Below are 23768 nucleotides of genomic sequence, written 5' to 3' on the forward strand. Positions count from 1 at the left end.
CGATGTGATGTAACCGGATGAGCAACAAGGCGCGCATCCAACGGGCCTCAAGCCAGCGGAAACTGCAACTCGAAGGTCACGCCTTCGCTGCTCGGCAATAGCCGGATCGATCCGCCGTGGCTGGCCATGACGGCCCTGACGATCGAAAGGCCCATTCCCGTACCGCCGGTATCGCGGCGGGTGGTGAAAAAGGCATCGAAGATCTTTTCCCGGTTTGGTTCGGAGATTGGATCGCCATCATTGTTGACGGTCATCCTGACAGATCCTTGTTCCGCAATGGCCTCGAGCCGGACCTTCTTCGCATTGTGGCGGATGGCATTGTCGGTCAGATGCGACAGAACAATCAGTGCTTTTTCGCTGGACATGCCGATCGAGCGCTCAAGGCATCCGCTTGCGTCGATCGCACGCGTCGGAAATCGGCTCTTCAATCCACCGATCACCTGCGACAGTTCGGTGTGCTCGTTCTGCGGCGCCGTTTCGGCACGTGCCAATTCGCGCAAGCGCTGGGTCATGGCTTCAAGGCGGCCGGTGTCGCCCAGAATGTTCGATATGAAATTCTTCTGCTCCATTCGGGTGAGGTTGTCGGACTTGCTTTGCAGCGAATCCAGCAGCAGTTCGGCGGCGCCCTTGATTGACGTCAGCGGCGATTTCAGCTCGTGGGTAAGGTGCGACGAAAACGTCGCGATGTAGTCCGATCGTCGCGACAATTGCTCAGCCATATCGAGGAAGCTGTCGGACAATTGGGCGAACTCGCGCGTGCCGTAATGGGCCAGCGGCTGGAATGCGTCGCGATCGCCATGGCCGATCCGCCTGGCGCGATCGACCAGCTCGCGCATCGGCCGGGTGATAGTGCGGGAGAAGATCAGGCCGATGACCATGGTCGCCAGGACGACGGTAAGACCCGCCAGAATGAATTTGCGACGCTCCTGGTAGAAATGATCAAAGATGTTGCTCGGCGTTCTCGACGTGTAGACGACGCCGGCCACGCGGTTGTTGACGATCACGGGCATCGCTGAAAATACGTGCACTCCGACGCCGCGGCTGATCGAGTAGATCGGCGGCGGAGGCTTGTCGGGCTTGCGAATTCGCAAGGCTGCCCGGTATTGTCCCCGTAGCGCCGTCGTCACCTCCTCAATATGGGCAAGCGATTGACCGACCTCGTCACGGCCGGCGATCACGACGCCGCGCGGATCGAGGATGCGAAAGCCGGCCAGCGTGACCTTCTGCGTTTCCAGGATGATCGGCATCAACCGCGTGCCGATCTCGAGATACGCGGGCGATGCTGGCGCGTTCGCCGGCAGCGCATTGGGTCGCCGCCGGAGCAGGTCGCCGCCGGCGGCAAGATCGAGCGCGGGCCGGATCGGCGTTAGCTGATCCTCTCGGTCAGGGCGCGCTTCGGACGGAATTTCTGCGCCGAGCGCGATGCCGGCAGGAAGGCGGCCTTCCACCTCGCGCGCGTAGACCGCCGCCAGCACGCGGCTTTGGGCGATCAATTCCGCTTGGGTTTGGTGGATGAGCTGGTTGTCATAGAGACGGAAGAAGAACAGTCCGACCAGAGGCAGCATCGCCACGGAGGCGAGCATGGTGAAAATGACCAATCCCAATGATGGTCGCCACTTCTCGCGTGCGCGTGACTTCATGCCTGCGGCTCGCATCGGCCGAGCTTGAAGCCGACGCCGTGGATGGTTTCGATGACGTTGTCGCAGTTCACGGCCGAGAGCTTGGCGCGGATGTTGCGGATGTGACTGTCGATGGTGCGATCCGATACCTGGATGTTGAGCTGATAGGCCGCGCCCATAATCTGTTCGCGGCTGAAGACAAATGTCGGTCGTGTCAGAAAGGCCCTCAAGATTCCGAATTCGATAGCCGTGAGGCGAAGCGGCGCGCCAGCGAATTCGGCGACGTGCTGCTCGGGATCGACCGACAGCCTGCCCTGTGAGAGCGCCGCCGTGGATGTCCTCGCATCCTGGCCGCGCAACGCGATGCGACGCAGGATGACGTTCACCCGGGCAACGAGCTCGCGCGGGCTGAATGGCTTGGTGACATAGTCGTCGCCTCCGATCTCGAGGCCCAGCACGCGATCGATCTCGTCGTCGCGCGCGGAAAGGAACAGGATCGGGACGTCCGAGGTCTTTCTGATTTCGCGGCAGACGTCGAGGCCGTCGAATTCCGGCATGCCGATATCCAGAACGATCAGGTCGGGCTTGTCGGCGGCAAAGCGGGTCAACGCTTCCCTGCCGTCGCGCGCTTCGAAGACGGTCATTCCCGCCTTCTTCAGTGCAACACGGATCACCTCGCGTATATGAAGATCATCATCAACGATGAGAATGCGGTGCGTCAAACTTCTCTCCCAGCACAATCAGCTTTCAGTCGACTAGCCTGTGGTCGAATTCTTCGGTTGGGCGCCCAGGGCGCGCTGAAGGCGCCAGCTCCGAAAGCCCCAGGAGCGCCAGGAAACCGTCTCTTTCACTTGCTGTTCTACAAGGCAACCACGGCGGGAAACAAGGGTGGGATCGAACCCGCGGAGGGCGATGGCCCGGTCGATCGCGGGCAACGCCTGCGGCCCGAGGGACAACAGATAGTTCATGTCGATCCATACGCCCTTGCCGGTGGCCTCGCGGCTGTGGCTGACATTGTAGTCAGCGATGATGGCCGCAAAATTGATCAGCGAGCAGACGTAGAGCGTTGCCGTCAGGGTGATGAGATTGGCGCGGATCAGCCAATCGTTCGAGCGATTCAGAACGATGCGGGCAACGATGAGCAGCAGGCCCAGCGCGACCAGGATCATCCAGATGAACGCCGCGACGCGCCACCAGGTCAGCAGGTAGATTTGAACATAGAGATCGAGGCGCAGGATCGATGACATCACCAGGAGGACATTCTGCGCTACCCACAGATAGACCAGCGGCCGGATCACCTTCGATTGCTCGGCCGGCCCACCTGGTCTTATCGCCGCCAGAACGAAACCTGCCGCTAGAAGCGCGGTGACAATGAGCGGATAGGCGCCGCGGTGCGCGTAGGATGCGTAACTGATATCGGCGGGCAAGGCCGCGTTGCCCCAGAGATAGACCGCATCGAGAATGGTCTGAACGGCGAACAAGAGGTTGAACAGGACCAGCGACCGCAGGATCGTCGCGACACCGAAAAACTCCATGCGATCGGACGGCGACGCCTGATCCGGCGCCGCCACTTCGACCATCGTGGACGGAACGGTCACCCTGCTGCGCCACCAGACATGGATGAAGGGCCATACGATCGACAGCGCCAGCGCCCAGAACAATATTCGGCTCAGGCTGACATAGGAGGCGGCATTGCCGGGGTTCATGAGGCTGACCCACTTCTCAAGCAACGGATTTGCCGAGATCAGGAGAAAAACGAAAATGCCGCCAAGCGCCATCGGGATGAACCAGACGGTCAGGCCGGTCTTCAGGGTCGGCAGATTGAATAGGCTAACGGTGTCGCGCAAAAATCTGAACGGGCCAACCAGAAACAGATCGCATAGCGCTGCTGCCTGCTCGCTGAGTTCGTTCTTTTGCTGGTTGGTCGTCAGCAATAGACCAACACCGAGCGCGATCGCCATGATGGCCAGGGAAGCGGCGTTGAATTCCTCAATGGCGGGTGCAAGTCCGGCCAACACGAGGATGCCCGCCAGCAGCATCCGGCTTCTGTTCAACCTTGTGAGGTTGGCGACGAGCGAGCCCAGAGTTAGCGCGAGTACAAAGACGACTGCAGAAATTCCGACCCGTTGCCCATAGAACAGCCAGTCAGCCAACGCCGCCAGCGCGACCGCAATCGGGGGTTTGATCGGAAACAGGTTCGCCGGATCGGAGCCTGCATCGGATGCCGGCGCGGAGAGGTCGGTCATTGTTGCGCCACCTGTCTGGAAAGGGAAATTGCAAATCAGCGCCGTCGCGGGACGCTCGCACAGCCACCAACCGTCATTAGACAGTCTTGTTGGAATCGGCATTCGACGATCACCCCTGGGTCGCGGGACGAACTATCCGTGGCCGTTGTGCAGTTGGTTGGATTGCCATCTGCAAGAGTTCAGGATTTTTATGCAGTTTCCGTGCAGGCCTGTTTATGCGCTCGCGCTGGTCGGACAAGTTTGATACGGGCGATGGTCTCGACTTCCTCCCGCAAGACCCATCCATCCTCATGCAAATTCTCAGACGTATCGCTCTCGTATTGATTTGGCTCGCCGGAGTCATCTTCGTGTTCGCTGCAGCCAACAAGAACGATCCCTATCTGATTTCGCTGCGTGGGCCGGGGAATATCGTTCTGGTCGCCGCGAGCATCGTCGCTGCCGCGATCCTCCTCCGCTACGGCTATTGGAGGAGGGGTGTTGCGGGGAGTGCGCTCGTTCTGCTGTGGTGCCTTCCACTGTTGTCGATGCTCTGCGCACATGCTTCGTTTGAATGGCGCAAGCATCGCGTACTGCAAGCGATGCCCGGCAGGTGCGAACCCTCGGTCGGCATTTTATCGTCGGATACTCGTCATTCCCCGAGGTAGCCGTTCTTGCCGAGAAGGGTTTTGTCGCTGGCATCTATGTCACCAAGCACAACATCGTGGGATCGTCGGTTGACCGTTTGAAGGAAGAGATCTCGGCGCTTCAGGAAAAACGGCGCATCGCCGGCCTGCCGCCGCTGATCATCGCAGCCGACCAGGAGGGCGGCATCGTATCGCATCTGGCGCCACCCTTGACCAGGCTACCGGCGCTATCGACGCTTGCGAGCGTGAAGCCGGATCTTCGTGCCGAGAAGGCGGAGGCGTTCGGCCGAACGCATGGGCAGGAACTGGCAGCGATCGGCATCAACCTGAACCTTGCGCCGGTGCTGGATTTGCGACCCGAATTGAAGCGTAATCGCTTCGACTTCAACACGTTGATCGGTCAACGCGCGATTTCCGATGATCCGGCTGTCGTCATCGACATTGCGCGGGCTTATGTAAGCGGCCTCGAATCATCCGGCGTTGGAGCGGCCGTCAAGCATTTTCCGGGGCTCGGACGCGTGCGAGCGGATACCCATCATTTCAGCGCTGACCTGGACACGTCCCTGGATGAACTCGAAGCCTCCGACTGGATTCCATTCAGGAAGGTATTGGCCGGCTCGAAAGCGCAGTTGATGATCGGGCATGTGACGCTGACATCAGTCGATCCAGACCGCCCGGCGTCGCATTCCAAGCGGATCGTTGACGGCATCATTCGCAAGAGGTGGAACTATCAAGGCGTTGTCATGACCGACGACCTCGTGATGGGGGCGATCTATCAACGCAATGTCTGTACGGCTGTGACCGAGGCGCTCAATGCCGGTGTCGATCTGCTGCTGGTCGCCTTTGATGGAGCGCAGTTCTATCGCATCTATACCTGCGCCATGGCGGCGTTGGCTGAGGAAAGGCTCGACGCCACCATGTTGAGCGAGAGTGAGATGCGGCTGAAGGGGGCATTCGCTGCGGATTGAGCGGACGGCCGGCGAGGGCGTGGAATAGAAACCGGCGCGAGCTTACTTTGCGAACCGGCGTTCTTCCGGCAGTCCCGCCATGGCATGGGATCGGAACGCGGGCCTGTGGTCCTGCCGCTTGGACCACGACACGTAATAGGCTGCGCCCGTCATGATCGAAAGTCCGGCGACGCTGACCAAGATGTGCATGAGGAGTGAGTCCGGCCCGGTAATCAGAACGAGGTGTCCGGCAAACGAAAGAAACACACCGGCACAGAAGACCGTCAGCCACTCCTGACCGCATGTGATAACCGGCTGCAACACCCGCCATCGGAATCCGGGCCAGTTTCGTGGCACGATGTAGGCAAAGAGAAAAGCCAGCGCGAGAAAATGAAGTACCCTGTGTGGGGCAAGATTGTCCTTGTTGTGGGTTAGGAAGACATCGCGAAGCAAGTCGGTAACGATGCCGCCGCTGTGGGAAAATTTCGCCGCCAACGTCACCGCCAGGGCAAAGAGCAGGTATAGCCACGCCGCGGCACGCAGGATCGGGATCTCCTGTAGTGAACGGAGGGCGCGCACTTGACTCGCGCTGCTCAACGCCAGCCAGGCACCGAGCACGAACAGAAGCTGCCAGCAGAACGGGTTGAGATACCACTTGCCATCCGGAAACGAAGAAAGATTCCAGTCGAAATGGCGGGCCGCGGCGTAGAGACCGATCGAGCCTGCCATCGTGACGTTCGGCCGGCGCACCATGCCGAGCAGGACGAACGGAAAGATCGCGATCAACACAATGAACAGTTGCAGGACATCGAGGTTAAGCGGCTTGGCCTGCAGCAGCAGGCCGTGAATCAGCGTCCGGATCGTGTGATCGACGATTCCCGTGACATTGAAATCACCAATGAGCTCGGATGCGTGGGACTTGCGCGCGACATATCCGATCAGATCGATATAGATCACGAACAAAACGATATAGGCGGCGTAAAGCTGCCACAGCCGCTTGAAGATACGGGTTGCGGTCACGACGAACCCGCGCTCCAGCATCATCCTTCCGTAGAGGATCGCGGCAGTATAGCCGCCGATGAACACGAACAGATCGGCGGCACCGCTGAATCCGAAATTGCGCATGGTCAGCAGGCTGACCGCATTGTGCGGAATGTGATCCAGAAAGAGAAACCAGGCCGCGATACCAAGCAGCAGACAGAGTCGGAGGTCGCCGTCGCGCGCAGCGAGCTCAGTCTTCATTGACGGATACATTGTTGATTAAGAACTTTGCAGAACGGAGGAAGCGAATCGCGACAATATCGCGATTGCCCGCACCGTTGGAATAGAGTTTGCGTGAAGAATAATTGATCAGGCCGTCGGCAAATCAAGCAGGCCAAACGATCACAATGTTTTGAGAGACGACGACCGGTGTCATGCCCGCTCGTGCTTACGCAGGTCGCGGACATGATCGAAATGGCTGGCTTGCAGATCGGCTCCGGTCGCACCGATTTCCGGCAGCGCCGCCTCGCTGAGAATCTCGGACGTGATGTCCTCGACCGAGCAATCTGCGACTTCATGGATGAAGCTGATATTGCTGTATTCACCCGACGCGACCCGGGAGATGACCTCACGCCTCGTGATCTCCGGATCGACAATGGCTTCGCGGCCACGGCGGCCGTAGTCGATCATCACGACGAAATACTGCATGCTGGAGACCTTACCTCATCCCGCGTGTCGGAACCGGCAAGAGTATTTCTGAAAATCAGAAATATGTCAAGCGAATTCGGAAAAACAGAAGTGGCGGCGGGTCGAAACGTCGCCGCGCCTCAATGGAGCAGGGTGGAGTTCGGAAATTAGGGACAGTGGTCGCTATTTGTCCAGCGTACGTCCGCCCGTCGCCTTTGCCTTGCGGGCCCGGGCTGCAGCCTTGCTGCGCAATCGTTCGATCTGTCCTCTCGGCAGGGTAACGCAGATCTCGCCGATCCACTCCAGCTTCACGCCGGTGATTGGTTTGGCGTTGAAACTCGTGAGATTGACGGAGCTCGGAGATTTTCCGCGCTCGATCGTCTTCAGATACCGCTCTCCCGTCTTCAGGCGGACGGCGGCCTCCTCGCCGTAGAAACTCGACAACGGGTGGCGCTGCTCGCGATAAACGACGATGATGTCGCCGTTCTCATATTTGGGCAGCATGGAATCGCCGGCCACCTCGAAGGCGATGGTCTCTTCGGCGATCGGGAAGGGCAGTTCGATTTCGCCGAGCCCTTCCGGCGGCACCTGCTCGTATTCCGGCTCGATCGAGGCGCCGGCGCCGACGCGGCCCATGATCGGCACCGAGTTCAGTTCGAGATATTCCATTATCGGCGCGATTTCGGACGCCTTGATCAAGCGTAACCCCGACAGGATTTCGGATACGGCGCCGGGACGAACGCCCATTGCGGCGGCCAGCCCCCCTTTGGTCTTGCCTGGCTTCTCCAGCCCCCGCTCGATCAATCTCACATCCAGCATGGTCGAATCCCTTTCGAATTTCGCAAACCATAGCAGTTCGGATTATCGGAAATCAAGCTTGACTCCGATTTCGGAATATCAGAAATTAATGGTCCGGCGTCGGGCGGCGTTGACAAGAGCAAGGACAGCAAATGGAACTATCGAACTGGGCGCCCGAGCATTCGGACGCGCTGCGGGAATTTATTGCCAAAGGCTTGAGCTTTTCGGAAGCCGCGCAGGCGATCAATTCGCGATTCAATACGTCATATACTCGCAGCGCCGCGCTCGGGCGCGCCCGGCGCCTCGGATTGGGGGCTGATGATCGGCTGCAACCGTCGCTGCCCACCAAACCGGCAGACCTGCAGAACATCGCAGAGCCTCGTGTCCATGATGTCAGGACACCGGCGTTGGTCTGGCCGGTGCCGCCGTTCAGAGGAACCAAGCCGGTCAAGCTGCGCTGCGTGGCCATCGAACCACGGCATCTCTCCCTAATCGAACTGGAGGCCGGTGACTGCCGCTATCCATATGACGGCGATGAAGAGGGCGAGACCATTACCTTCTGCGGCCATCCGCGCCGCCCGGGGTCGGCTTACTGCACGCCGCATTTTCACTTGAGTCGCAATCCGGTCGCGCCGCTTGAAAGTGATGGGCACGGCCCTGTTGCAGGTAGTGGAGACGATATGATGAACCCCGCTGTCGCGGGCCTAGCTAACCGGCTGAGGCGGCTGCCGCGCCGCCATCGGATCGCTCATCTGCGTGCGCTGATCGGGCTTCAGCCGAAGGGCTACGGCCGCTGGTACGAATTGTCCGAATTGTTGCGCGACGAAATGTCGGACGCACCAATCGAATAGATCTTCCGGCCGAAAGCCAAATTCCACCGTTTTCAAGGAGACCATCTGATGCCGAGAGCCAAACGCCGAAAGCCGTACGATCCCGCCAAGGTGCATGATCGAAGGTCCCGCGACTTGCCGCGACATGCCGAGGTCGCAACCGTCGAAGTCGACAATCCTCTGGCGCTGGAGCCCGGAGAAAAGATCGTCGCCCTGCGCTCGATCCGCAACGACCCGCTAGCCCGATTGCATTCCCACCGGCAGATTGATGAAGCGCAGTTTCAAGCAGGCCGCGCATTCCAGAGCGATTGGGAGAAGGCCGAGCGCGGGCCGCGTGCGGTCGATCCAACCCGCGAATATGTTGATGGCGGGCAGGGACGTGAGCCGATCACCGAAGGTCAGCGCAAGGCCGTGCTGCGGTTGAACCGGGCCGAACGCGAGCTTGGCGCGGACGGCTCGGCGCTGGTGCATGACGTCCTGGTCCAGGGAATGACCATGGAACAGGTCGGTGAACGGAGGGGACTGCGCACCAAGCGATGGCACGACTATTTTTCAAGGCGATTCCGCGAATGCCTGGATCGGTTGGCGCTGTTGTACGGGTTCGCGACGGAGCATCCCGTTCCCGTCAAAACCCTCCCGCGCTAAACCGCAGAGGCTGCACGACGTCATAGGCGGCCTTGGTCAGCGGCACGGCGTAGTCGACGGTCAAGGCGCCGAACGGCGAGGCCCAGGTCAAGCCCGCGCCGATCGACGAGCGTACGACGTTCTTGTTGGCAACCTGAAGCGATGCCGTCGATCCGCTGTAGCGGAATACGCTGCCGGCATCGACGAAGGTCGTGGCCCTGAGGCCGTATTCATTGGGCACACCGGGAATCGCGCTCTGCAGTTCGGCGGTAGTTGCCCAATAGGCGCTGCCGCCGACATTGTCCATCGTGGTGCCCGGCGTCAGGTCGCGTGGACCGAACCCGTTAGGAGCAAATCCACGCACCATGGTCGGGCCACCGAAGAAATTGTTCATCAGCGGCACCTGCTGGCCACCCCACCCGGTAACATAGCCGCCCTGGGCGCGAACCATGCCAACGAGGTCGCTGCCGAGCGACTTGTAGTACCGCACGTCTTCCGTCGTCTTCAGAAACTTTACGTCGCCACCCAATCCCGCCAAGTCCTGGCTTAGCTGCGATCTGATTCCGCTCGTCGGACTCTTTGTATTGTCTAGTGTGCTGTAGATTGTAGTGCTGCCCGGGGCAGACACCCAGGTCGGACCCGCTGCAGCCGCTTGCCGGACGGCCAGCGAAGGCGTCAGGCCCGAACTGTTCGGCGATAGCGTGATGTTCTGATTGTAGACCGAGTAACGCCACTGCACGCCGATTTCCTCGGTAACCGGCGTACCGAGCTGCAGTCTCGCACCATAGGTGGTGCTGCCATAGGATTGATAGCTGCTGGTGTCGCTCTGACGGCCGAAGAGTTCGATGCCGGCTGCTACCTTGGTACCGAGAAAGTAAGGTTCGGATGCGGCCAGATTGATCCCGCGCGCATATTGGCCGTAGGTAAAGGTGGCCTGGATATTTTTGCCCGTGCCGTAGAAATTGCGCTCGCCCACTTTGACCTCGACCAGCGCGCCGTCGACGGTCGAGTAGCCGCCGGCGACGTTGAAATCGCCGGTTGCCTGGTCAACCGCCTCGACATCGAGGATGACGTGATCCGGTGCCGAACCTGGCCTGTTCGATATTTTCACGGTCTTGAAGTAGTTCAAATTCTTCAGGCGGCGTTCGGCCCGATCTATCAGCGTCTTGTTGTAGGCATCGCCTTCAGCGATATCGAATTCGCGACGGATCACATAGTCACGGGTGCGCGTGTTGCCGTGAATCTCGATCCGTTCGACGTAGGCGCGAGGTCCTTGTTCGATGACGAAGGCGACATCGATACATTGCGCGGCGGCATCGCGTGTCAGGCGGGGAGTCGCCTGAGCGAAAGGATAGCCGAGCTTTGCCATTTCGATTGCCAGGAGCTCAGTGGACTTGTCCAGGGCGTTGCCGTCGAACACCGCGCCTGCGTGCGCGGTGGGGAGGGATCGAAGCTTGTCGCAATCCATGCCCGGGACGTTACAGCCGACGCTGACTTCGCGGAAGTGATAGAGCGGCCCCTCGTCGATTGCGAAGGTCAGCGTGAAGCCCTTCGTCGCAGGATCATACTCAGCCTTTGCCGATGCGACGCTGACATCCGCATAACCCTTGCTGCGGTAATAGAGCCGTAGCTGTTCCTGGTCCTGCGCGACGCGGTCGGGGTCGTAGGCGTTACCGCCGGTCAGAAAGCTCAGTATATGGGTGGCGGATGTCTTGATCACGGCGCGGAGCTGGCGTTCGCCGAAGGCCTTGTTACCCGTAAATCTGATCTGCCGCACCGGAGTCTTGGCTCCTTCCATGATGGCGTAGATGAGGTCGACCCGACCATTGCCGCGGTCAATGATTTGCGGATCTACGCGGACCTCGGCTCGGCCGACACGCCGATATGCCTCGATGATGCGGCCAACGTCGGCCTGCACGGCGGCGCGTTGCAGCGAGCCGCGCGGCTTCGATTCTATGGCGGCGGCAAGATCGCTGTCCTTGACCTTCTTGTTGCCTTCGAATGCGACGCGGTCGAGCACGGGCGCTTCGGACAGATGCACGATGAGTCGGTCACCGGCGCGCTCGATGGCAACCTTCTCAAACAGACCCGTTGCAATCAGCGCCTTCAAGGCGGAGTCACGCGCGGCCTCGTCGAAATGCCCGTCGGAGGAGGTGCGAAAATAGGAGCGAACGGTCTCGGCATCGACGCGGCGATTACCTTCGACAATGATCGATGGTTGCGAAGTCGATGCGGGGTCGGCGACGACCGGTGTCACGAAAATCAAGCCGAAGATGCCGGCAAGCCGACAAACCGCTGCCCCCGATCGAAGCGATCGGTTGCGTTGCGTGATGCGCCTGATCTCCACGTCCCTGCAGGACTCCCAGTTGATCGGCTAGGATCGAATTGCCTACGCTGGGCGAAAAAATGTCTGGGATAAGGTGAGTTGCAGGCGAGTTTCTCGGAGTGCGCCACAATTTTGGCGTCTTTTGTTAAGGCCGATTTTCTCAGAATTGTCGCAATACACTCTTCATGCTTCGCCTAAGAGAGCCCAAGGCGCTCGTGCGCGGATCGCGCAGGCGTCGACGCTCGCAGGAGCTTCACATGCGTTATGCAGCTTTCGTTGTCGCCGCGCTCGTGCTGATTCAGCCCGCGCATGCAGAGAAGACGCCGGAGGTCGATCCGAGCGCCTCACTCGGCGTGGTCCAGCGATGGATCTACAACTACCGTGCCAAGCCGGACTACGCCCATGTCCCAGCGGCCGTCCGTGTGCTGTTTCATTCCCAGACGTTCAAGGAGCCGGAGAACGCCGGAATCTATCTCGGCTTCGTTGCCGGCGCGATCGGCTCGAACCCGGCCAAGGCCGAACAACTCATTGCCAGCTTCTTTCCCGTTCGGCCCGAGGACGAATGGGTGATCGTTCGCGCCATCGCCTATTCGGGGCTTCCCGACTGGAGAAACGTTTTGCGCCGCGTCGGCCCACGAATGCCGGGCCGGCGAGTGATGATCGACAGCTATCTGGCCGGCAAGCTGCCGACCTTGACCGACATTCCGCTGGAGGAGGCCAAGCCCGGCATCATGGATAAGCTGCGCGGAGCCTTCACCAGGAACCCCTTCGCCAAGGACGAGCGCAAGCTGAACATGACGCTTACCTTTGCCAGCAACCAGGATTTGCTGGATACGCTGTGGGGCTATTACTTTGCGACCGGTTCGCATGCACCGATCCAGCGCATCGTCCAGATGCTACCGTGGAGCAAGAGCCGCGATACGGTCGACAAGCTGACGGTCGGAAGCATGGCTCGCTATACACTAGCGAGCTATGCGATCCGCGACGCAAGTCTGCGTGAATATCTGCGCAGCGAACTTGCGAGGCAACCAGCGGCGGTCAAGGCGCCGCTTGCCGAGGTGGTCGAAGCGGCGGACACCGTGCAGATTGCAGCGCTTCGTAAAGATGCGCTGGCCGCCGTGGATGAACTCAAGACGAAGGGCTCCGATAGTCGTCGCGACCTCAGCTTCTGGGGGCAGGTCGGTGTCGGTGCGGTCGCGCTCGGCTGCGTCTCGGCCGCTGCGCTAGGGCAGGTCGCTGTCGGCATCCCGTGCGTGATCGGAGGCTCGGCCTCGCAGGGATTGCTATCGTTCTGGGAAAAACAACAGTAGTCGGGGACCAGTCGTCGCAGCTCATTCCAACCCGGCGCGGCGAAGCCTTCGAGATAGTGGTCGCGGTCGACGTGATGCTTCCAGGGTAGCTGTGTCGCGATCCAGGCGAGCGATCTTTCAAACACTGGTGGACGCAGTTTATTCCGAGGTCTGTCGAGCGCAGCACCTATGTTTTGTACGCAAGCCTGACCCTTCTGTTGCTATTCTAGCAATGGCGTCCGATGCCAGTCGTTGTCTGGAGCGTCCAGGAGCCCGAGATGGCCATGGTGATCGCGACCGTGTCGTTCGTCGGTTGGCTGATCGTGTTCACAAGCACCTTTTTGATCAATCACTTCGAACTGTTCGGATTGCATCAGGTTGCCAACAATCTGGTGGGCCGCGAGATGCCGGCGCCGGTTTTCCGGACCCCGCTCTTCTACCGGTTTGTCCGGCATCCGATCTGTCTTGGCTTCATCATCGCTTTCTGGGCGGCCCCGACGATGAGCGCGGGGCATCTATTGTTTGCCGCAGTCACCACGACCTATATCTTCGTCGGGACAAGGCTGGAAGAGCGCGACCTGATCGCCATGTTCGGCGACCAGTATCGCCGCTATCGGGAGCGTGTGTCGGTGCTGTTCCCGTGGTACAAACCCACCTAACCACTTTTCAATGGCCGGAGAGGAAACGAACAAATGATGAAGCATACTGGAAGCTGTTTTTGCGGTGCGGTCGAAGTGCAGGTCACGGGCGCGCCGGAAGGAATGGGTTATTGCCATTGCCGTTCCTGCCGCTCGTGGTCGGGAGGACCGGTGAATGCGTTCACGCTTTGGAAACCGGAAGCGGTACGGATCACGGCGGGCGCGCAACATGTTGCGACCTTCGAGAAGACTCCGATGAGCCAGCGCAAGTACTGCGCTAAGTGCGGCGGTCATCTGATGACCAATCATCCGACGCTTGGACTGGTTGACGTCTTCGCCGCGACCCTGCCGACGCTCCCCTTCACGCCCGGCGTGCACGTTAATTACGCCGAGACGGTGCTGCCGATGCGGGATGGGCTTCCTAAATTGAAGGACTTTCCCGCCGAGCTTGGCGGCTCCGGTGAGGTGATCGCCGAGTAGGAAAAGCGGGTCTACGCTGAAGTTGCGATGCAGCGACATCGTTTGCGGCGCCGGTAATCGATATGGGCACTGCTCGACTTCCGGACCACCCGGCGAGTGGGCGGCGTCTTTTTGCAGCCGGCCATTTTCGCGTCTGGGCCTGCTGAATGCGAGGGCCGCGCGCGCCATTCAAGCTATGTCGGCCGCAGGTCCCGCCCTGCAAAATCGAGGTTTGGCGTTATCCATCCGGTTCCGCTAAGAAAGCCTTGAAGTCGCGGCGGAAAGCTTCATTTCGCCAGGCAAGATAAAAAAGAGGAAATGCCGGATGACCGCCAAACCCCTGTTGCCGGAGCGAACGCCGCGCGCAAAGGGCGAACCGACCGCGCTGGATGGTCTGCTGGTCGTCGACTTCACCCGGGTCGTTGCCGGCCCGGCCTGCACGCAAACGCTGGCCGATTTCGGCGCCGAAGTAATCAAGGTCGAAAACCCCGATGGGGGCGACGATACCCGACATTATGAGCACGCGGAAATCGGCGGCGAGAGCGCGGCCTTCCTCAGCCTCAATCGCAACAAGAGCGGCATCACGCTCGATTTCAACAATCCTGCAGCGCTCGAAGTCGCGCGCGAGCTGATCGCGAAAGCGGACGTCGTCGTGGAGAATTTCTCCGGCGGTGTGATGAAGAAGTTTGGTCTCGACTATGCCTCCGTCGCGCCGACCAATCCACGGCTGATCTATTGCTCGATCTCGGCCTATGGCCGCAAGGGCGAGTTCGCCTTGCGTCCGGGCTTCGATCCGATCACACAGGCTGAAAGCGGCTTCATGTCGCTGAACGGTTTCCCGGATGGGGAGCCGGTGCGGACCGGCCCGCCGATTGTCGACATGGCGACAGGCATGTCGGCATGTAACGCGATCCTGCTGGCGCTGATCGCCCGCGATCGGCTCGGCCGCGGCCAGCAGGTCGAGGTCGCGCTGATCGACACCGCGGTGGCGATGACAGGTTTTTATGGCATGGCCTACCTGATCAGCGGCACCAATCCGGGCCGCTTCGGAAATTCGCCGAACGGCTCACCCACCGTCGGCGTCTATCAGGCATCCGACGGCCCGCTCTATATGGCTTGTGCCAACGACCGCTTGTACCGCCGGCTCGTCGTGGATGTGCTCAATCGACCGGACCTCGTCACCGATCCCCGATTTGCCCACAGGAAAAACCGAACCGCAAACAGGGAAGAATTGCGCGCCATCATCGCGGGCGTCTTTGCCGGCGATAGCCTCGAGAACTGGATGACAAAGATGAAGAAGGCCAACATACCGGTCGGCTATCTGCGCACCGTAGAGGAAGGCTTCAACGCGCCCGAGGTGCGGGATCGTCATCGTCTCAGCCGGATTTCGCATCCGACCGCGGGCGCCGTTCCCAATATTGAAACCCCGCTGCAGATGAGCTTGACGCCGACCGTCGATCCTGTCGCGGCGCCGCTGCTGGGCCAGCATACCAGAGAGGTGCTCCGAAAGACGCTCGGGTACGATGAGCGGCGCATTGCGGCTCTGGCCGAGGCGGGAGCTTTTGGCAAGGCGGGCAATACGGCCTGAGTGGTACTGAGCAGTGGCTTTGCCTCGGGGCATCGCGTAAACGAATAACATCTCTGCGTTTGCATGGCGCCTAACTCGTTCAAAGCAGTAGCCTTTCCCGATCATCTACGGCTAATGTGCAGCCAACGCGGGAGAGAAACATCATGAACGACGGGACGCCCATTCGGCCGGCGAGGAATGTCGAACTCGGCGCCAGCGGCGAAGAATTCCAGAACCTCCACGAATTTATCCGGAAAGCGCGCGCCCGCCTTAACCAGAACGCTTGGGACTATATCGTCGGCGCCTCGGAGACGGAGACCACCATGCGCCGTAACCGCATGGCACTCGATGAGATCGCATTCCGGCCCCGCGTGCTGCGCAATGTCGTCGACGTCGATCCCTCGGTTGAGGTTTTCGGCCGCCGCTTGCGTCTGCCGGTCATGATCGCACCGGTCGGCGCGCTGGAGATTTTCGACGCTCAGTCGGGTGCTGCGGTGGCGCGCGGGGCGGGACGGTTCGGCGCCGCCCACATGCTGAGTTCGGTGTCCGAACCAGGATTGGAGGCGACCGCCAAGGCCGCGCCCGACGCGTCGCGCATTTACCAGCTCTATGTACGAGGGGACGATGCCTTCGTCGAAGATGTCGTCAGCCGCGCCATCGACAATGGATATGCCGCGTTCTGCCTGACGGTGGATACGGCACACTACAGCCGGCGCGAGCGCGATATCGCCAAGCGATATGTGCGCGAAAGCCGGATCCGGGCAACCGGAGGCGACTTCCAGAAGGGGCTGGAATGGCGCACGGTGAAACTGATCAAGGACAAGTATAAAATTCCGCTGGTGATCAAGGGAATCGCCACCGCGGAAGATGCCATCATCGCGCTCGATCACGGCGTCGACTGGATCTATGTGTCGAACCATGGCGGCCGTCAGCTCGACCACGGTCGCGGCGCGATGCACGTCTTGCCGGAAATCGTCGACGCCGTTGCGGGCCGGGCCAAGATCATGGTTGACGGCTCGTTCTGCCGTGGCACCGACATCGTGAAGGCAATCGCGTCCGGCGCGGATCTGGTCGGCATCGGGCGGCTGCAATGCTGGGCGCTCGCCGCCGCAGGCGAGGCCGGCATCGTGCGGATGCTGGAGCTTCTCGAAGACGAGGTTATCCGTTGTCTTGGGCTACTGGGCGTCACCCGCTTTGCCGAGCTCGACAAGTCTTACCTGCATCCGGCGACTGCGACGAATCTGCCGAACGTATTCAGCGCATTTCCGCTCCTGGATATCGAGCCCTATCGCTACTGAGGGTCGAAGGCTGCAACGCCGGGCCCAAAACCTCATTACGCTGAATTCAGCCTTGAGAAGGCCATCGGCCTTCTGGACATTCAGGCGCGTCGGCTGAAACTGTCGCCGGTCAACGATGAGGATCTGAAAACGCTGACGGATTCGGTCTGGTAGAAGTGCGCGACGAGGGGCTCGTGCTGACGCCGGCCGGGATCGCCGTACTGAATGGGCCGTGATCAGCGCAGGAAGCTCTCGCCGGAATCGCGAGGCGTGCAGCGATAGGTCAACACTTCGTAGTTCTGGTCGCGCGGCTCGATCGTGGCCAGCCGCATTTGTGCGCCGCATTTCATGCAAGGCATTTCTATGCTGGTTTGGAAGCGCGTGCAGGTCGGTGTCGGCCGAAATGTTTGCAGCAGCATTTTATTCCCATGTCCCGAGAGACTTAAATGAGAGACGCAACGCCACTTACAGTCGATCTCTAAACCCGAATCACTATGCCATACTGTTGCCACCATTGGAATCGGCGCGCATCCGTACGGCTACGAACCGCAGGAGTAAGGAAATCTTTCCTTGATAGCAGGAATGCCGAATGCCAAGGTCTGTCGTCCAGGTTAGTCCAATACGGCGCAGACGCGGTCACGAATTGTGCTAACCTGACAGGGTCGACACTGGAGAAGCGACCATGACCGAACCGAAACTCGAAGTTCCGGCCGAACTGCGTGAACTGGCCGAGAAAACCATCGATCAGGCGGAAAAGGCGTTCGGCATGTTCTTCGACGCCGCCGGCAAGTCCATGACGGCCATGCCCGGCGCGAGCACCGAAATCTCCAAGCAGGCCCTGTCGTTTACCGAACAGAATATGAAGGCTGCATTCGAACATGCTCGAAAGCTGGTCCATGCCACCGATCTTCAGGAGGCGATGCGGATCCAGTCCGAATTCCTGCGCAGCCAGTTCACCAATGCTGGCGAACATATGCGGCAGATCACCGGCGGCGTCGTCTCGGCCGCAAAAGATTCAACAAAAGGCAAGTTGTGAGGCGCCTACTAGCGGCGGCGTCCGATCGCGACACCGAACAGAAAAGCAACGAAAAGGCTGGCGAGCGGCGCTTCGCGGGTAATCGCACTGATGGTCGAAAGCGGCATTCCCGGTTGCCGTGCTGCCGTGATCGCGTCGCTAAGACGGCCGACTGCAGCCTGCAGCGCCTCGGACACTTCGGTGAGCGTGCGTGACACATCAGTAGCGGTATCGATGGCGCGTTCCGCCATGCCGGGCTGCGATGGCTCTTCGATATTCACGTTCTCCAACTCACTCGGTTGCTCGGTGTTGCCGGGCAGCGGCTCATCTCTGCATAATCCGCGCGCAGGGCATTTGTTCCCGCGGGATCGCCTTGCTCGGCGTCGATGCGGAACTTTCTCCATCCCCGCGATTTAATCCGTCAGAGTAAATCAACGCGGATTTTCGGATGGTGAGGGATTTGGCGGAAGATCAGTTGAGCCGACACAGTAGCGGGCCATTGAAGGTTGCGATTGTGGTCGCCGTTCTTGGCGTGGTTGGCATGCTGGTCGTCGACCACGGCCCATGGAACAAGCCGAAGGTACAACACCCGGTGATCGCGAACTACAGCACCACAGGCGAAGCGGCCCGTGCCGCCGGTGCGGACGTCATACCGACCGAGCCGAAGCTTCAGGTGGAGCCTAGTCCGCCCGTGCCGAAGCCTGTTCACCCGGTCAATCCAGCGCCTCACTCTCACTAGAGAGCGCGTCTGGTACGCCGGGCAAGTCACCGGCACAGTGGCATCTCAAGTGCTCGGGACTTTTGCACGAGCGGTTCAGCGCACGCTGACGAATGCACCCCAGCATGCAGCGAGCCCGGCGGCTACCAGCACGAGCAGCGGATTTTCGCAAAACGGGCTGCCATATTGGCACATTGCAATACCCAGCGAGCCGATTTCGTGACGGCTCGCCGCATAGAACAAGCCCGACAGTATCGTGAGCACGGCAGCAACGAAAAACATTCGACACCCTCCTTGCGCTCTGTTGGGGCCGCAGGTTGCGCCATCCACGGCCCAACAATTTCGTTTCGATGCTGCGATGTCCGATCTGAATCCGGTTTGCGCGGGCCACTTGACGCATCGGGCAAATCAGGGGCACATTGGCATCATCGCAGATTTCGTGAAGCCCGCGCCGGAAACGGCGGCGGGCTTTTCTTTTCACACAACAATAAGCCAAGGCCGTTTCAATTTGTCGAAACGATTTCGTTGAATTTTCCGCAATCAGTTGACCATTCGAAAACTGATTGACATGTCGGGCAAATCACCGGCATAACACCATCATCGCAAAAATTGCAAAGCCCGCGCGGAGAATTCCGCCGCGGGCTTTTTGTTTGAGGTTTTCGAATCGGACGGCGGCCGCCCATCGACGCCGCAACTCCCAACGCCCCCGCCCGGGCGTCACGAGCGCGCCGCTGTCCGAGCTTCCATCACCATCCAGTTGGCCGGCATGCGCGAACATGCCGGCTCGCGGCGCGCATCGTCACGCGCCGCACGCGGCCCCCGACGGGATAAGGTTCGCGCCCCAAATGATCTGCGCCTGCACTCCGCGATCATGCCGCACATATCTCTTTTGGAGGGAAGCCGATGACTGCCCTACCTGATCTCGCTCGCGCTCATCAGTCTCGACGTCATCGCCACATCGGAGGAGTTCTCGTGAGCACCGACATCATTCAAATCATTCCGCGTCCAAAACGCGATAACGTAAAGACGGATTTTCCGGCGATTGCCTTCCGCACTGCGCGGCATCAACCCGCCACCGATCCTGTCGATGCTGCGCCAGATAAGCGCGCCCGATCGATCAACCGAGCAGCCTAGATGGGAAAGGCAAGAGCCCTTCTTGAGATTCGTTCTCTCGCACGCAGCCATACCCGAACTGCGATTCGCGTTCTCGTCCGCATCATGCGAAGCGAGGATGCTACGCCAGCCGCCCGCGTATCTGCCGCCAATGCCATCCTCGATCGCGGCTGGGGCAAGGCCACGCAGCCGCTGGAGAACAGCGGTGACGGCGCGCTCGAATTCATCCACCGGATTGAGCGTGTCATCGTCTATTTCGCCAAGCGAGGTTTCGAGAACGTAGCACGGATTATCAAGCGATGACCGGGATGCCGGCTGCGGATATCAGGGCCATCGTCATCGAGACGTTGGCCGAACAGCAGAGGATTCGTCACGATGATATCGATACGGTGGTTCTCAAAGCCGTCGCGACGACACTGACTTCATTTGGGATCGACGAGGACGATCGAGGAGAGCTTCGCGCTGATTTTCAGCACTTGCGGCGGTGGCGCAGGAGCGTCGAGCAAGCGCAGAGCTATACTTTCAAGGCAGTCATTACGGTGATTGTGACTGGTTTCGTCGGGGCCGTCTGGCTCGGTATCAAGGCGACCCTCGGCAAGTGATCTATTGAACTGCCAGACACAGACGACGCACTCGAATTCAGGTGCCACGAAAATGTATCGGATTCGCGAGGTTGACGGGAATGATGAGGACATTGCGGACGCGCTCACCGAGCTTCATCAGTCGACGTTTCTTGATAGCGCTCCCGTTCCGACGTTCGATGATGGGCACTGGTGGCTTGCCTTTCACGGAATCGAGCCGGTCGCGTTCGCTGGTATCATTCCGTCAACTCACGTCTTCAACGCCGGCTACTTTTGCCGTGTTGGCGTGCTGGGCAAGCATTGCGGACATCGGCTTCAGTTGCGCCTGATGCGAGCAGTGGAGGCGCGTGGGCGTCTGAACGGGTGGTGTGCCATCGTGTCCGACACTACCGGGAATATTTCATCAGCCAATAACTTCATTCGCGCGGGCTACCGCCTGTTCGTTCCGACGCATCCTTGGGCCTGGCCAAACACGCTTTATTGGCGCAAGGACATCAAATAGAGGCTCAGCCGCCTTTGCGCTTCAAACGGGGTTACTCGCCCGGTGGCCTTGCCGCCGGGCTTTTTGCGTTTTTGGGCTGCCTCTTACGGCGAAGGAGCCATGCCACCCGCAGCGCCTTGATCATTGGCCGTCAACCGGTAGACTGGCCAAGCTTCGACGGCGCAAGCCGCGGAGCAGGCGAGGAAACATATGGCGGAAGACGGCACCAAGCCGGATGCAGGTTCGCCCGCGGGACCGGGTACGGACAGCTATGCTGCCATGGTTGCACGTGCCAAGGCGCTGATTCCGGTGCTGCGAGATCGTGCTTCAAAGACGGAGCAGCTCCGGCGATTGCCGCCGGAGACCGAGCGCGATTTGCATAACGCCGGCCTATTCCGGCTCGTGCAGCCGAAACGCGTTGGTGGGGCCGAGCTGGACTATGTCGCGCTGGTTGATTGTTCCGACGCGCTGGGCCAGGCGGATGCTTCCGTTGCTTGGAATTTCGCCAACCTTGCCAGCCATCACTGGATGTTAGGTATGTTTGACAAGCACGCGCAGGACGCGGTTTGGAGCAAGAATGCCGATGCGTTGATCGCATCGTCCTTCATCTTCCCAGCCGGTCGCGCGAGAAGGGTTGACGGGGGATACGTCCTGCGCGGTCATTGGCCGTTCTCTTCTGGGGTCGAGTCATGCGACTGGAACATGCTTGCCGGGGTGGTGGCCTCGGACGATGAGGCCGATGGCATTGAATACCGGATCTTCCTGCTCAACAGGAGCGAGTACAGGATCAACGACATTTGGAATGCGACAGGGCTGTGCGGCACGGGCTCGAATGACGTATGGGTTGAGGATGCATTCGTCGCGGAGAACATGACGGTCGCAGTCAGCGATCTGACTGGCGGACCGACGCCGGGAAGCGTTGTTAATTCGAACGCGCTCTATGCGCTGCCGGTATTCTCACTGTTTCCTTATGTGTTGTCAGGTGTCGGATTGGGTAATGCGCAAGCCTGTCTGAATGACTATGTTGAAATCGCGCGACATCGGGCTTCGACTTACAATCGTGCCAAGCTCAGTGACTTGCAGACAACCCAAATTAAGATCGCAGAGGCGTCCGCCAAGATCGACGCGGCCCGTCTAGTGATGCGTACGAACTGCATCGATGCGATGGCTGACGCAAGGCGAGGTTATATCCCCGACCTCGCCGGCAAGACGAGGCTGCGGCGAGACGGTGCCTTTGCGGTGAACCTGTGCACCGAAGCAGTCTCGTTGTTGTTCGCGGCGAGTGGCGCACGCAGTCTGTTCACGTCAGGCGCACTGCAGCGGCAATTTCGTGACGCTCACGCCGTTAACTCGCACCTCGCATTCAATTTCGATGCGGCGGGAACCAATTATGGACGCGTGGCGCTCGGCCTCCCGTCCGAAAATCTGACGCTCTGAGGCCTGGACGGATGTCTGACTCACCCAAACATCCGGCCGATCCGGCCAATGAACTAGCCAGTGACAATTCGGCGATAGATCCGCGCGATTTTCGTAATGCGCTTGGTACGTTCGCAACGGGCGTCACGATTGTCTCGGCGATGGCTGCAGACGGAAGGCCCTATGGCGTGACCTGCAATTCCTTTGCCTCGGTATCGCTAAATCCGCCACTGATATTGTGGAGTCTTGGGATGTTCTCGCAGGGACTCACGATCTTCCAGAATGCCAGTCATTTCGCGGTCAATGTTCTCGGAGCTTCCCAGCAAGCATTGGCTTCGCAATTTGCAAAGTCGTCGGACGACAAATTCGCCGGAGTGAACTGGAAGCCGGGACTTGGCAACGCGCCCATCTTGACCGACTGTGTCGCCAATTTCCAATGCCGCGCGGCCAATCGGTATTACGGCGGTGACCACGTCATCTTCCTGGGAGCCGTCGAAGCCTACGCTTATAATCGGCAGGAGCCCTTGCTGTTTGCGCGCGGCACCTTCGGCCGGTTTATTGCCGGAGATGGCAAGCAGTCTTCGTGAGCGGATCGCAGAATCTCGCTGGACTGTGCCGTGGCGCAGTAGACGGGCCTCTAGCTCTTTGCCATCTGTGCACGATACCAGTCGCCAATCTCGCTGGCGGTCATCAGTGCCACGCCATCGTGACTGAGGACATAGTCGAGCAATGCCTCCAGATACTTAATGCGATGCGGTACGCCCGTAATATAGGGATGAATAGATATTGCCATGATCCGCGCGTTCGAGGCGCCTTCGAGATAGAGCCGGTCGAACTGATCGGTGCAGCGCTTCAGGAATTGTTCAGAAGACAAATGCTGCAGTGCATGAATGACGATATCGTTTGTTTCGACCGAATAGGGGATCGTTGTGATGGTGCCGTGAGGCGTGGCGATGTCCTCGGGCAGATCGTCGATCACCCAATCAGCGACATACTCGACGCCGTTGAGGCGTAACAGATCAAGGGTTTCTTCGGTCTCTGTGAGGCCGGGACTTTCCCATGTCCGGGGCGGCTTCCCTGCAAATTTTGAGATTGTGTCGACCGAGCGCTTGATGGCATCCGCCTGGTTCTCGACCTTGTGCATCGGTCCCTGCACGAAACCGTGGCCCATGAATTCAAATCCGGCTTCGAGCGCAGCGGACGCAACGCGCGGGTAGGCGTTACAGACATTGGCATTGATCGCTAACGTCACGGGCATCTTGCGGTCGGTCAGTGCCTTGAACTGGCGCCAGAAACCAGCGCGCATCCCGTATTCATGCCAGGACCAGTTCGGTACGTCGGGCAGTAGCGGTTGCCCCATCGGCGGGCTCAGCACCGTGCGGGGCATCGCATTCTCGATCCGCCATTCCTCCACATTGAGGATTACCCATACCGCGAGTTTCTTGCCACCAGGAAGCGCGAGCGTGGGCCGATCGACCTGCGCTTGATATGGAATGCGATCGCTTAGCGACACGGCAAGAGTTTCTCCTGTGA

The 23768-nt window shown here is 59.9% G+C and carries 28 protein-coding genes; 17 read left to right on the forward strand and 11 right to left on the reverse strand.

Annotated elements, in window-relative coordinates; translation table 11 throughout:
- Window positions 1-47: 47 nt before the first annotated feature.
- From HCN50_RS15875 to HCN50_RS15885, 3 genes are read right to left on the reverse strand one after another with little or no spacing between them, the layout of a single operon-like run.
- Window positions 48-1640, reverse strand: coding sequence for an ATP-binding protein (locus HCN50_RS15875; RefSeq protein WP_171710572.1), 1593 nt, complete (start codon window positions 1638-1640; stop codon window positions 48-50).
- Window positions 1637-2341, reverse strand: a complete 705-nt coding sequence (locus tag HCN50_RS15880) for a response regulator transcription factor (RefSeq protein WP_171710573.1) — start codon at window positions 2339-2341, stop codon at window positions 1637-1639. The genes HCN50_RS15875 and HCN50_RS15880 overlap by 4 nt, the downstream gene beginning before the upstream one ends.
- 33 nt (window positions 2342-2374) lie before the next feature.
- Complete coding sequence (locus tag HCN50_RS15885) at window positions 2375-3865, reverse strand: DUF4153 domain-containing protein (RefSeq protein ID WP_171710574.1); 1491 nt, start codon at window positions 3863-3865, stop codon at window positions 2375-2377.
- A gap of 89 nt (window positions 3866-3954) precedes the next feature.
- Here HCN50_RS15885 and HCN50_RS34475 point away from each other — a divergent pair, with 89 nt between their 5' ends.
- Together HCN50_RS34475 and HCN50_RS15890 are read left to right on the forward strand one after the other, a co-directional pair.
- Complete coding sequence (locus tag HCN50_RS34475) at window positions 3955-4509, forward strand: hypothetical protein (RefSeq protein WP_311968054.1); 555 nt, start codon at window positions 3955-3957, stop codon at window positions 4507-4509.
- Window positions 4455-5456 carry a glycoside hydrolase family 3 N-terminal domain-containing protein gene (locus tag HCN50_RS15890; protein ID WP_311968055.1) on the forward strand — a complete coding sequence of 334 codons (1002 nt, stop codon included), beginning with the start codon at window positions 4455-4457 and terminating at the stop codon, window positions 5454-5456. Before HCN50_RS34475 ends, HCN50_RS15890 begins: the two co-directional genes overlap by 55 nt.
- A 42-nt stretch (window positions 5457-5498) precedes the next feature.
- Here HCN50_RS15890 and HCN50_RS15895 read toward each other — a convergent pair whose 3' ends face one another.
- The 3 genes from HCN50_RS15895 to HCN50_RS15905 form a co-directional block, all read right to left on the reverse strand.
- Window positions 5499-6689 (reverse strand): OpgC domain-containing protein, encoded by a 1191-nt coding sequence (locus tag HCN50_RS15895; RefSeq protein WP_171710575.1) that lies wholly within the window; start codon window positions 6687-6689, stop codon window positions 5499-5501.
- Window positions 6690-6848: 159 nt separating this feature from the next.
- Window positions 6849-7124, reverse strand: coding sequence for a hypothetical protein (locus HCN50_RS15900; protein WP_171710576.1), 276 nt, complete (start codon window positions 7122-7124; stop codon window positions 6849-6851).
- A gap of 162 nt (window positions 7125-7286) precedes the next feature.
- Window positions 7287-7922: a S24 family peptidase gene (locus HCN50_RS15905; protein WP_171710577.1), complete on the reverse strand. Its 636-nt coding sequence runs from the start codon at window positions 7920-7922 to the stop codon at window positions 7287-7289.
- A 131-nt stretch (window positions 7923-8053) separates the two neighbouring features.
- On the opposite strand from HCN50_RS15905, the gene HCN50_RS15910 reads away from it, so the two are divergent.
- Together HCN50_RS15910 and HCN50_RS15915 are read left to right on the forward strand one after the other, a co-directional pair.
- Window positions 8054-8752: a GcrA family cell cycle regulator gene (locus tag HCN50_RS15910; protein WP_171710578.1), complete on the forward strand. Its 699-nt coding sequence runs from the start codon at window positions 8054-8056 to the stop codon at window positions 8750-8752.
- A gap of 48 nt (window positions 8753-8800) precedes the next feature.
- A complete protein-coding gene (locus HCN50_RS15915) occupies window positions 8801-9376 on the forward strand; it encodes a DUF6456 domain-containing protein (RefSeq protein WP_171710579.1) in 576 nt (191 codons plus the stop codon).
- Here HCN50_RS15915 and bamA read toward each other — a convergent pair.
- On the reverse strand, window positions 9357-11612 hold the full coding sequence (gene bamA / locus HCN50_RS15920) for an outer membrane protein assembly factor BamA (protein WP_311968059.1): 2256 nt from the start codon (window positions 11610-11612) through the stop codon (window positions 9357-9359). The two genes, HCN50_RS15915 and bamA, sit on opposite strands and share 20 nt — an antisense overlap.
- Before the next feature lie 326 nt (window positions 11613-11938).
- Between bamA and HCN50_RS15925 the strand changes: the two genes are divergently transcribed.
- The 6 genes from HCN50_RS15925 (at window position 11939) to HCN50_RS15950 (ending at window position 17947) form a co-directional block, all read left to right on the forward strand.
- Window positions 11939-12991 (forward strand): hypothetical protein, encoded by a 1053-nt coding sequence (locus tag HCN50_RS15925; protein WP_171710580.1) that lies wholly within the window; start codon window positions 11939-11941, stop codon window positions 12989-12991.
- 257 nt (window positions 12992-13248) lie between these two features.
- Window positions 13249-13629 carry a methyltransferase family protein gene (locus HCN50_RS15930; protein ID WP_376700284.1) on the forward strand — a complete coding sequence of 127 codons (381 nt, stop codon included), beginning with the start codon at window positions 13249-13251 and terminating at the stop codon, window positions 13627-13629.
- Between the two features lie 36 nt (window positions 13630-13665).
- Entirely contained in the window at window positions 13666-14088 is a 423-nt protein-coding gene (locus HCN50_RS15935; RefSeq protein ID WP_171710689.1) for a GFA family protein, read from the forward strand.
- Window positions 14089-14392: 304 nt separating this feature from the next.
- Window positions 14393-15655, forward strand: coding sequence for a CaiB/BaiF CoA transferase family protein (locus HCN50_RS15940; RefSeq protein WP_171710581.1), 1263 nt, complete (start codon window positions 14393-14395; stop codon window positions 15653-15655).
- A gap of 143 nt (window positions 15656-15798) precedes the next feature.
- Window positions 15799-16932, forward strand: coding sequence for an alpha-hydroxy acid oxidase (locus HCN50_RS15945; RefSeq protein ID WP_171710582.1), 1134 nt, complete (start codon window positions 15799-15801; stop codon window positions 16930-16932).
- A 661-nt stretch (window positions 16933-17593) separates the two neighbouring features.
- Complete coding sequence (locus HCN50_RS15950; RefSeq protein WP_171710583.1) at window positions 17594-17947, forward strand: phasin; 354 nt, start codon at window positions 17594-17596, stop codon at window positions 17945-17947.
- 8 nt (window positions 17948-17955) lie between these two features.
- Here HCN50_RS15950 and HCN50_RS15955 read toward each other — a convergent pair whose 3' ends face one another.
- Window positions 17956-18177, reverse strand: a complete 222-nt coding sequence (locus HCN50_RS15955) for a hypothetical protein (protein WP_171710584.1) — start codon at window positions 18175-18177, stop codon at window positions 17956-17958.
- 224 nt (window positions 18178-18401) lie between these two features.
- Here HCN50_RS15955 and HCN50_RS15960 point away from each other — a divergent pair, with 224 nt between their 5' ends.
- On the forward strand, window positions 18402-18665 hold the full coding sequence (locus HCN50_RS15960; RefSeq protein WP_235976987.1) for a hypothetical protein: 264 nt from the start codon (window positions 18402-18404) through the stop codon (window positions 18663-18665).
- 75 nt (window positions 18666-18740) lie between these two features.
- Here the strand turns inward: HCN50_RS15960 and HCN50_RS15965 are convergent, their stop codons facing one another.
- Window positions 18741-18926, reverse strand: coding sequence for a hypothetical protein (locus HCN50_RS15965; protein WP_171710586.1), 186 nt, complete (start codon window positions 18924-18926; stop codon window positions 18741-18743).
- A gap of 298 nt (window positions 18927-19224) precedes the next feature.
- A complete protein-coding gene (locus HCN50_RS15970) occupies window positions 19225-19422 on the reverse strand; it encodes a hypothetical protein (RefSeq protein WP_171710587.1) in 198 nt (65 codons plus the stop codon).
- A 194-nt stretch (window positions 19423-19616) separates the two neighbouring features.
- On the opposite strand from HCN50_RS15970, the gene HCN50_RS15975 reads away from it, so the two are divergent.
- From HCN50_RS15975 to HCN50_RS16000, 6 genes are all read left to right on the forward strand, one after another.
- Window positions 19617-19778 carry a hypothetical protein gene (locus HCN50_RS15975; protein WP_171710588.1) on the forward strand — a complete coding sequence of 54 codons (162 nt, stop codon included), beginning with the start codon at window positions 19617-19619 and terminating at the stop codon, window positions 19776-19778.
- Complete coding sequence (locus HCN50_RS15980) at window positions 19779-20060, forward strand: hypothetical protein (protein ID WP_171710589.1); 282 nt, start codon at window positions 19779-19781, stop codon at window positions 20058-20060.
- On the forward strand, window positions 20057-20359 hold the full coding sequence (locus HCN50_RS15985) for a hypothetical protein (RefSeq protein WP_376700285.1): 303 nt from the start codon (window positions 20057-20059) through the stop codon (window positions 20357-20359). The genes HCN50_RS15980 and HCN50_RS15985 overlap by 4 nt, the downstream gene beginning before the upstream one ends.
- Window positions 20360-20411: 52 nt before the next feature.
- Window positions 20412-20840 (forward strand): GNAT family N-acetyltransferase, encoded by a 429-nt coding sequence (locus HCN50_RS15990; RefSeq protein WP_171710590.1) that lies wholly within the window; start codon window positions 20412-20414, stop codon window positions 20838-20840.
- A 189-nt stretch (window positions 20841-21029) separates the two neighbouring features.
- Window positions 21030-22256, forward strand: coding sequence for an acyl-CoA dehydrogenase family protein (locus HCN50_RS15995; RefSeq protein WP_171710591.1), 1227 nt, complete (start codon window positions 21030-21032; stop codon window positions 22254-22256).
- Window positions 22257-22267: 11 nt separating this feature from the next.
- Window positions 22268-22822 carry a flavin reductase family protein gene (locus tag HCN50_RS16000; protein WP_171710592.1) on the forward strand — a complete coding sequence of 185 codons (555 nt, stop codon included), beginning with the start codon at window positions 22268-22270 and terminating at the stop codon, window positions 22820-22822.
- 50 nt (window positions 22823-22872) lie between these two features.
- Here HCN50_RS16000 and HCN50_RS16005 read toward each other — a convergent pair whose 3' ends face one another.
- The gene (locus HCN50_RS16005) at window positions 22873-23748 is read right to left on the reverse strand and encodes a polysaccharide deacetylase family protein (RefSeq protein ID WP_171710593.1); all 876 of its coding nucleotides are present in this window, start codon (window positions 23746-23748) and stop codon (window positions 22873-22875) included.
- Window positions 23749-23768 lie beyond the last annotated feature (20 nt).

Source organism: Bradyrhizobium archetypum (assembly GCF_013114835.1).
Classification (GTDB): domain Bacteria; phylum Pseudomonadota; class Alphaproteobacteria; order Rhizobiales; family Xanthobacteraceae; genus Bradyrhizobium; species Bradyrhizobium archetypum.